The organism is Kitasatospora putterlickiae, assembly GCF_039527695.1.
GTDB lineage: Bacteria > Actinomycetota > Actinomycetes > Streptomycetales > Streptomycetaceae > Kitasatospora > Kitasatospora putterlickiae.
In genome coordinates this window covers 1-8484 of sequence record NZ_BAAAKJ010000292.1, presented here as the reverse complement: position 1 = coordinate 8484, position 8484 = coordinate 1, and the positions used below count along the sequence as shown (strand labels likewise).

Below are 8484 nucleotides of genomic sequence, written 5' to 3'. Positions count from 1 at the left end.
GCCGGGCCGCGCCGTGTCCGCGATACCCCTGCGGGGCACCGGCGGAGGGGGACCCGGCGGTTCGGGGCTCCGGGCCGGGTGCGGCACAATGGAAGGCTGCAAGCCGAATTACTCCCGACGACGCCGGAGCGATCTCACGTGGCGGAATACATCTACACGATGCGCAAGGTGCGCAAGGCGCACGGAGACAAGGTCATCCTTGACGACGTGACGCTCAGCTTCCTCCCCGGGGCGAAGATCGGCGTCGTGGGCCCCAACGGTGCCGGTAAGTCCACCGTGCTGAAGATGATGGCCGGCCTGGAGCAGCCCTCCAACGGCGACGCCTTCCTCTCGCCGGGCTTCACCGTCGGCATGCTGCTCCAGGAGCCGCCGCTCGACGAGTCCAAGACCGTCCTGGAGAACGTCGAGGACGGCGTCAAGGAGATCAAGGGGAAGCTCAACCGCTTCAACGAGATCGCCGAGCTGATGGCCACCGACTACTCGGACGCGCTGCTCGACGAGATGGGCAAGCTCCAGGAGGACCTGGACCACGCCGAGGCCTGGGACCTCGACGCCCAGCTGGAGCAGGCCATGGACGCCCTGGGCTGCCCGCCCGGCGACTGGCCGGTCACCAAGCTCTCCGGTGGCGAGAAGCGCCGCGTCGCGCTCTGCAAGCTGCTGCTGGAGGCCCCCGACCTGCTGCTGCTCGACGAGCCCACCAACCACCTGGACGCCGAGTCGGTGAACTGGCTGGAGCAGCACCTGGAGAAGTACAAGGGCACCGTCGTCGCCGTCACCCACGACCGGTACTTCCTGGACAACGTCGCCGAGTGGATCCTGGAGCTCGACCGCGGCCGCGCCTACCCGTACGAGGGCAACTACTCCACCTACCTGGAGACCAAGCAGTCCCGTCTCAAGGTCGAGGGCCAGAAGGACGCCAAGCGCGCCAAGCGGCTCAAGGAAGAGCTGGAGTGGGTCCGCTCCAACGCCAAGGGCCGCCAGGCCAAGTCCAAGGCGCGACTGGCCCGCTACGAGGAGATGGCGGCCGAGGCCGACAAGATGCGGAAGCTGGACTTCGAGGAGATCCAGATCCCGCCGGGCCCGCGTCTGGGCAGCGTCGTCATCGAGGTCGAGAACCTCAACAAGGCCTTCGGCGAGAAGGTCCTGATCGACGACCTCAGCTTCACCCTGCCGCGCAACGGCATCGTCGGCATCATCGGCCCGAACGGCGCCGGCAAGACCACCCTGTTCAAGATGCTCCAGGACCTGGAGACCCCGGACAGCGGCACGGTCAAGGTCGGCGAGACGGTCAAGATCAGCTACGTCGACCAGAGCCGCGCCAACATCGACCCGAAGAAGACCCTCTGGGAGGTCGTCTCCGACGGTCTGGACTGGATCAACGTCGGCCAGGTCGAGATGCCGTCCCGCGCCTACGTCTCGGCGTTCGGCTTCAAGGGCCCGGACCAGCAGAAGCCGGCCGGCGTGCTCTCCGGCGGTGAGCGCAACCGCCTCAACCTGGCGCTCACCCTGAAGCAGGGCGGCAACCTGCTGCTCCTCGACGAGCCCACCAACGACCTCGACGTCGAGACCCTCTCCTCGCTGGAGAACGCGCTGCTGGAGTTCCCCGGCTGCGCCGTGGTCATCTCGCACGACCGCTGGTTCCTGGACCGGGTCGCCACCCACATCCTCGCCTACGAGGGCGAGAGCAAGTGGTTCTGGTTCGAGGGCAACTTCGAGTCGTACGAGAAGAACAAGGTCGAGCGGCTCGGAGCGGACGCGGCCCGTCCGCACCGCGCCACCTACAAGAAGCTGACCCGCGGCTGACACCCAGTCGTGACGACGGCGCGGCAGGCCGCCCGCCCCGTGGAGGGCGGCCTGCCGGGCCGACGCCCGACCGGCACCCACCGCCGGCGGGCACCGGACGTCGAGGAGAACCCGTGGCACGTCACATCTACGCCTGCCCGCTGCGCTGGTCCGACATGGACGCGTTCGGGCACGTCAACAACGTGGTCTTCCTGCGCTACCTGGAGGAGGCCCGGATCGACTTCATGTTCACCCAGGCCGCCGAGGCCGGCGCCGGCGAGTTCGCGGGCGGTTCGGTGGTGGCCCGCCACGAGATCGACTACAAGCGCCCGCTGGTGCACCGGCCCGAGCCGGTCACCATCGAGACCTGGGTGACCAGGATCGGCGGCGCCTCGCTGACCGTCTCCTACGAGATCAAGGACACCGCCGCGGACGGCACCGAGACCGTCTACGTCCGGGCGTCCACCGTGGTCGTGCCCTACGACCTCGCCGAGGGCCGGCCGCGCCGGATCAGCGCGGTGGAGCGGGAGTTCCTGGAGCGCTTCATGGACGAGGAGCCGGCCGTCGCGGTCTGACCGCGCCGCCTCCCGTACCCGTCCCCGTACGCCCGCCGCCCGGATGTGAGCCCAAGCGTTGAACAGCACCGCAGCCCTCGCCCTCGCCGACACCGGGGAGGCCGCCGACCTGGCCGCCTTCCTGGTCCGCCTGCTGCGCTTCGACAAGGCGGCGGCGGTCCGGCTGCAGGGCGTGCCCCGGCCGGACGGCGGCGGCGTCCTGGCCGTCTTCGGGCGGCTGCCGCTGGGCGGTTCGGGCGCGCTGGCGGTACGCACCGCGCGGCTGGCCCGCCTGGACGGGCCGCTCGACCTGACCGTGTCGGCCGGTCAGCTGCTGGACGGCGTGGACGCGGTGGCCGACGCCATCGCGCTGCCCGCCCCGGTCACCGGGCCCGCCTGGGCCGGGCTGCTGCCGCCGCGCACCGGCTGGCGACCGGTCGGCACCCCGCCCACCGCCCAGGTGCGGCTCGAAGTGGCGGCCGCCGTGCGGGAGTTCCGCGAGCGCAGCGAGGCCGTCCCGGCACACCACCGGACCCGCGCCGTCCTGGACGCGCTGGCCGACGAGATCTGGTCGCGCCCGGTGTCGGTACTGCCCGAGCTGCCGCTGCGCGCCGCCCACGCGGCCCAGGTGATCGGCTTCCTGGCCCCGCAGGGCCCGCTGACCGTGCACCGGGCCGGCGGCTGGCTGCGGCTGTCCGCCCCGGCGGGCTCGGTGGCGGTCCGGACGGCGGCCGCGCCCGGCGCGGGGCTCGGGCTCAGCCCGCTCGCCTGACGCGCCGGCGGCGACGCCCCGGTCAGCCCTCGGTGTTGATCATCGAGGCGGCGGCGTAGGTGAGGTACTCCCAGAGCTGCCGCTCGGCGTCCTCCGGCAGGCCCAGCTCGTCGAGCGCCACCCGCATGTGCTTCAGCCAGGCGTCGTGCGCCGCCCGGTCCACCTTGAACGGCACGTGCCGCATCCGCAGCCGGGGGTGGCCGCGCTGCTCGCTGTAGGTGCGCGGGCCGCCCCAGTACTGGATCAGGAAGAGCGCGAACCGCTCCTCGGCCGGCCCGAGGTCCTCCTCCGGGTACATCGGCCGGAGCAACTCGTCCTCCGCCACGCCCTGGTAGAACCGGTGGACCAGCCGCCGGAAGGTCGGTTCGCCGCCGACCTGCTCGAAGAAGGTCTCCTCGCTGAGCGTGCCACGCCGGATCTCGTTCACCCGACCATGGTCGCAGACGGCGGCGGGGCCGTACACCGGGACCCGGGAACCAGGTCCGTGGTCGTACGACCCCGCGTGGCGTCGCTCAGTTCTCCCAGCGGAACAGCTTCCAGGAGACGCCGGTCAGCACGGCCGCGAAGAGCAGCAGTCCGCCCATGGTCGGCAGCGCGTCCATCACGCCGCCGCCCCGGGAGAGCACCGACTGGGCCGAGGTGACCAGGTGCTTCAGCGGCAGCGCCTCGGAGATCGCCTTGAGCCAGCCCGGCATGTCCTCGGTCGGGAAGAACGAGCCGGACAGGAACGACATCGGCAGCACGATGACCTGCGCGAGGCCGTTGGCGGCCTCCTCGGTCCTGGCGATCGAGCCGACCAGCAGGCCGATCGACATGAAGGCGACGGTCCCGCAGATCACCAGCGGGATCACCAGCCACCAGTCGCCGGTCAGTTTCAGCCCGAAGAACGGCAGGGTGGCGAGGACCAGGAAGATCGTGGTCTGGGCGAGCGCGGTCAGCACCGAGACGGCGACCCGGGAGGCGACGATCGATCCGACGCTCACCGGGGCGAGCCGCAGCCGGAGCAGCACCTTGTTCTTCCGCCAGCCGACCAGGGTCAGCGAGGCGCTGAACACCGCGCCGGTGGCCACCGCGAAGCCCAGCAGGCCGGGGGTGAGGAACTGGATCGCCTTGAGCGAGCCGTCCTCGACCTGGCTGCTCTCCAGGGTGTAGGCGGGGGCCTTGCCGCTGTCGGCCTGGTTGGCCTGCTGGACCACGGAGTTGACGATGCCCTGGACGGTTCCGGCGCGGACCTGGTCGGCGGCGCTGTAGCGCACCACCACCGTGCCGTCCGGGCCCTCCTTGATCATGGCGTCCAGGTCGCCCTTGCGGACCTTCTCCAGCGCGGCGGCCTCGTCGTCGCTCCTGGTGATGCTCAGCACCTGCTCCAGACCGGCCCGGGCCTCGCCCTGGACCGAGTCCAGCAGCCGCACGGCGCCGATCTGCTCGACCTTGGCGTGCTGGGTGGTGGCCCCCTTGAGCAGGGTGCCGAAGAGCAGCAGGAACATCACCGGGAAGAGCAGCACGAAGAACAGCGCGGTGCGGTCGCGGACGAAGGCGACCAGCATCACCCGGGAGAGGCTGGCGAAGGCGGAGACCCGCTCGCGCCCGGCGGGGGCCGGGGGCGTGCCGCCCGGCGCGGGGGCGGCCGCGGGCGCCGCCGTGGTGGGCTCGGTGCTCATGCGCGGTACTCCCGTCCGGTGAGCTGGAGGAAGACGTCCTCCAGGGTGGCGCCGCGGACCTCCAGGCCGCGCAGCGCGTTCCGCTCGGCGAGCACGGAGAGCACCGGTGCGGGCAGGCGGGTGGACAGCGACAGCGAGACGCCGTCGTCCTCCAGCGAGGTGATCTCCGCCCCGGCGGCGGCGAACAGCCCGCGCGCGGTGTCCAGGGCCAGCAGGCCGGACTCCACGCTGATCCGGACGGTGTCGTCGATCTCGCGGACCAGCGCGGCGGGCGCCCCGGTCCGCAGGATCCGGCCGTGGTCCATCACCGAGACGCGGTCGCAGAGCACCTCGGCCTCGTCCAGGTAGTGGGTGGTCAGCACGACGGTGCGGCCCTCGGCGTTGATGTCGCGCAGCAGGTCCCAGAGGTTGCGGCGGGCCTGCGGGTCGAGGCCGGTGGTCGGCTCGTCCAGGAAGACCAGTTCCGGACCGTGGACCAGGGCGCAGGCGATCGAGAGGCGCTGGGCCTGGCCGCCTGACATCTTGTCGGTCATCACCCCGGCCGACTCGGTCAGGCCGACCCGTTCCAGCATCGCGTCGGCGCGCTTGGGGCCGACGCCGTAGAAGGAGCCGAAGGTGCGGATGGTCTCCCGCGCGGTGAGCTTGTTGAAGAAGGCGGAGGCCTGGAACTGCACGCCGATGCGCGGCAGCAGCTTGGGATTGCGCGGCCAGGGGGCCATGCCCAGCAGCTCGATCCGGCCCTCGTCCGGCTCGCGGATGCCCTCCAGGATCTCCAGTGTGGTGGTCTTCCCGGCGCCGTTCGGCCCGAGGATTCCATAGAATTCGCCGGTCCCGACGGTGAGTGACACCCCGTCGACGGCCTGCACGTCCCCGTACCGCTGACGGATGCCGTCGGCGGATATTGCAGCAGTCATAAGGACCGAGCCTAGGGGCGGCAGGCCGTCGTGAGGAGTTGTCCGAGCATCATTTGATGATCATTTTTACAACGGTGTCGAAGGCCCGACGGGTCAGGCGCGGTGCACGGTGATCGTGGTCCAGGCGCCGATGTGGATCCGGTCGCCGTCGTTCAGCGGGATCGCGGTGTGCGCGGCGATCGGCTCCGCGCCGCCGTTCACCGTGGTGCCGTTGGTGGAGTCCTGGTCGACCAGCACCCAGCCGCCGTCCGGCTGCTCCGCCAGCAGGGCGTGCTGGTGCGAGGCGCCCGGGTCCTCCGGCGCGACCGAGAGGTCGATCTCCGGCACCGTGCCGCGGTGCTGGCTGCGCCGGCCGATCCGCAGCTGGCCGCGCCCGGTCAGCGGGATCCGCCGCTCGGGGCAGTACGGCGGGAAGAACAGGCCGGCCGCCTCCGGACCGCTGCGGGTCATCATCGCGGTGAAGTACTCGCGGTCGGCCGCGATCACCGCGAACCAGGTGGTCCGCACCGGCTCGGCCGGCGGGCCCTGCGGGGGCGCCGGCGGGGCCAGGTGGAACGAGGTGCCGAACTCGTCGCCGCGCCGGGCCGGGCCGGGCTGGGCGTAGACCGGGCCGGAGTCCTCGCGCGGGTGCGGCGTGCCGTACGGCCCGGGGGCCGGCTGCTCGACCGGGGCCGGTGCCGGTGCCGGGGCCTGCTGGGCCTGGGCCGGCGGCGGGTACCCGTAGCCGGCGGGCGCGGTGGACTGCGGCGGCAGCGGCGGGGCTTCACCGGGGTGCTGGCCCTGGTACTGGCCCAGGTACTGGCCTTGGTGCTGGCCCTGGTGCGGGGCGGCCGGGGCCTCCGGCGCGCCGCCGTACGCGGCCGGGATGTTCAGCGGACCGGGGGCGGGCGGCGGCGCGGGGGCGGCCGGGAAGGGCTGCGGGGCGCGCTGCGGCGCCGAGAGGTCGTAGTCGTAGCCGCACTCCTCGCAGAACCGCCCGGTCTGCGGGCTGCGGCAGATCGGGCAGACCGCCAGGCCCTCGGTGAGGTCGGGGAAGCCCTGCGGGGCCGACGGCGGGGGCGGCGGCACTGCTCCGGGAGGCGGCATCGCGCCCGGGGGGAGCGTGGCCCCGTACGGGGCGCCGGGTGCGCCGGGTGCGCCGTGCGCTCCCGGGTGACCGGGCGCGCCGTGGTGCGCGCCGGGCGGTGGCGGCAGCGGCTGCGGCGGCGTCATCGGAAAACCGCAGAAGTCGCACCAGTCCTCGGCCTGCGACTCATGGCCCCTCGGGCAGATCGGCATCAGGTCCCCCCTCAATTCCAGCCCGGCCGGGGCTGAGCCCGGCCGTTTCGCGGCCCGGTCGGTGCTTCGGCGGTTGCTTCGGCGGTCACTTCTTCACACGGACGGTCTTGGTCGACCGGGTCTCGATGATCATCGAGTCGGCCTCGCTCACGTTCTTACGGAACCGAACGGTACCCTCCTTCGGGTCCACCACGTCCACCACCTTCTGCAGCAGCCGGTAGGTGCCCTCGTTTCCGGTCGCGTGCGCGATCCGCACGGCGGCGCCGAGCCTGGCGGTGGCCCGGTGGACGTCCCCCGCGCGGTGCGCCTCCATGCCCTCCCGGACGGCCTCGGCGAGCTCCGCCTGGCCGGTGTAGTGGGCGACCTGCGGACTGATCCGGGTGGACGAGGCGAGGTCGTCCGTCCAGACCGCCTTGACCAGGCCCTGCGACAGCACCTCGGGCATCCCCCCGGCGACCGACGGCGGCAGGACCAGGCTCACCCGGGCGGCCAGCATCTCGTTGCCGACGGCCGCGGCCGGCACCTCCACGCAGACGTGGTAGTCGCGGCTCTCGTCGCCCCACGAGCCGGTCGGGTAGTCGCCGGCCCGCGGCCCGGCCTCGGAGCGGCGCGCGGTGAGGTCCTCCAGCGAGGGGGCGACCTGCTTGACGAACCTGACCACCGCGTTGGCGGGCGTCCAGATCCGCAGCGCGACATCGGCGACCTGCTTGCCCATCGCGCCGGCCATCATCGAGCGGAAGTCCTCGGCCAGGCCGGACGGCTCCGGGACGATGTCGACGGTGCCGAGCAGCGCGGAGGAGATCCGGCGCAGCTCGTCCACCCGCCAGTCGGTGCCCACGCCCCGGCAGTCGGCGGTGAAGCGGCCGGTGGCCCGGCCGATCGCGAGTTCCAGTTCGGCGGCGCTCTCGTGCTCGTTGTTGCCGTCGGTCAGCAGGATGGCGTGCCGGATCGGGATGTCGGGGCGGGTGAGGAAGAGCTGGTCGGCCTTGGTGAGCCAGCTGCCCATCGCGGTGCCGCCGGCCGCGGTGAGCCGGCGCAGTGACTCCTTGGCCCGGGCGCGGGTGTCCGTCGAGGCGACGGCGAGGGTGCCGTCGCCGGGGAAGACCTCGCGGGCCTCGTGGGTGCCGGCGACCACGGCGAAGGCGACGCCGTCACGGATGGTGTCGATGGCGGCGGCGGTGGCCTCGCGGGCGCCGCGCAGCTTGCTCGACGGGTAGTCCATCGAGCCGGAGCAGTCCACCAGCACCACCACGGCGGCGGACTGCCCGTCACCGCCGCCCGCCGCGGCGTCGGTGACGCCGAGCGGCCGGCCGCCGGAGGTGCCGCCGCCGGTCGCGGTCACGGTGACGATGGCGTTCACTTCGCGGGCGCCGTCCGCGAGGTACTCGTTCTGGAAGATCTCCACGTCGAACCTGGGCAGGTTCGGCTTCGCCAGTGTTGCCATGGGCCGGTGGCTCCCGTCGGGTGGTCGGTTGGTGCGGGGGCGGCTGTGCTCGGAGGTCGGGTGGCCGCCGGGTGGGGGC

General features: G+C 72.6%; 8 protein-coding genes. 3 read left to right on the top strand and 5 right to left on the bottom strand.

The genetic code is table 11. From position 1 onward, the window contains the following. Positions 1–138 precede the first annotated feature (138 nt). The 3 genes from ettA (at position 139) to ABD308_RS28365 (ending at position 3108) form a co-directional block, all read left to right on the top strand. Positions 139–1803, top strand: a complete 1665-nt coding sequence (gene ettA / locus ABD308_RS28375; RefSeq protein WP_344340418.1) for an energy-dependent translational throttle protein EttA — start codon at positions 139–141, stop codon at positions 1801–1803. Between the two features lie 113 nt (positions 1804–1916). Continuing rightward, on the top strand, positions 1917–2357 hold the full coding sequence (locus tag ABD308_RS28370; protein WP_344340415.1) for an acyl-CoA thioesterase: 441 nt from the start codon (positions 1917–1919) through the stop codon (positions 2355–2357). A 58-nt stretch (positions 2358–2415) separates the two neighbouring features. Beyond that, positions 2416–3108 carry a DUF8185 domain-containing protein gene (locus ABD308_RS28365; RefSeq protein WP_344340413.1) on the top strand — a complete coding sequence of 231 codons (693 nt, stop codon included), beginning with the start codon at positions 2416–2418 and terminating at the stop codon, positions 3106–3108. A gap of 22 nt (positions 3109–3130) precedes the next feature. Here the strand turns inward: ABD308_RS28365 and ABD308_RS28360 are convergent, their stop codons facing one another. The 5 genes from ABD308_RS28360 to ABD308_RS28340 form a co-directional block, all read right to left on the bottom strand. Next, entirely contained in the window at positions 3131–3535 is a 405-nt protein-coding gene (locus ABD308_RS28360) for a globin (RefSeq protein ID WP_344340410.1), read from the bottom strand. Between the two features lie 85 nt (positions 3536–3620). Next, positions 3621–4769, bottom strand: a complete 1149-nt coding sequence (locus ABD308_RS28355) for an ABC transporter permease (protein WP_344340408.1) — start codon at positions 4767–4769, stop codon at positions 3621–3623. Continuing rightward, positions 4766–5683, bottom strand: a complete 918-nt coding sequence (locus tag ABD308_RS28350) for an ABC transporter ATP-binding protein (protein WP_344340406.1) — start codon at positions 5681–5683, stop codon at positions 4766–4768. The genes ABD308_RS28355 and ABD308_RS28350 overlap by 4 nt, the downstream gene beginning before the upstream one ends. A 93-nt stretch (positions 5684–5776) precedes the next feature. Next, complete coding sequence (locus ABD308_RS28345) at positions 5777–6961, bottom strand: FHA domain-containing protein (RefSeq protein ID WP_344340404.1); 1185 nt, start codon at positions 6959–6961, stop codon at positions 5777–5779. A gap of 85 nt (positions 6962–7046) precedes the next feature. After that, complete coding sequence (locus ABD308_RS28340) at positions 7047–8405, bottom strand: VWA domain-containing protein (protein ID WP_344340401.1); 1359 nt, start codon at positions 8403–8405, stop codon at positions 7047–7049. Positions 8406–8484: the final 79 nt, after the last annotated feature.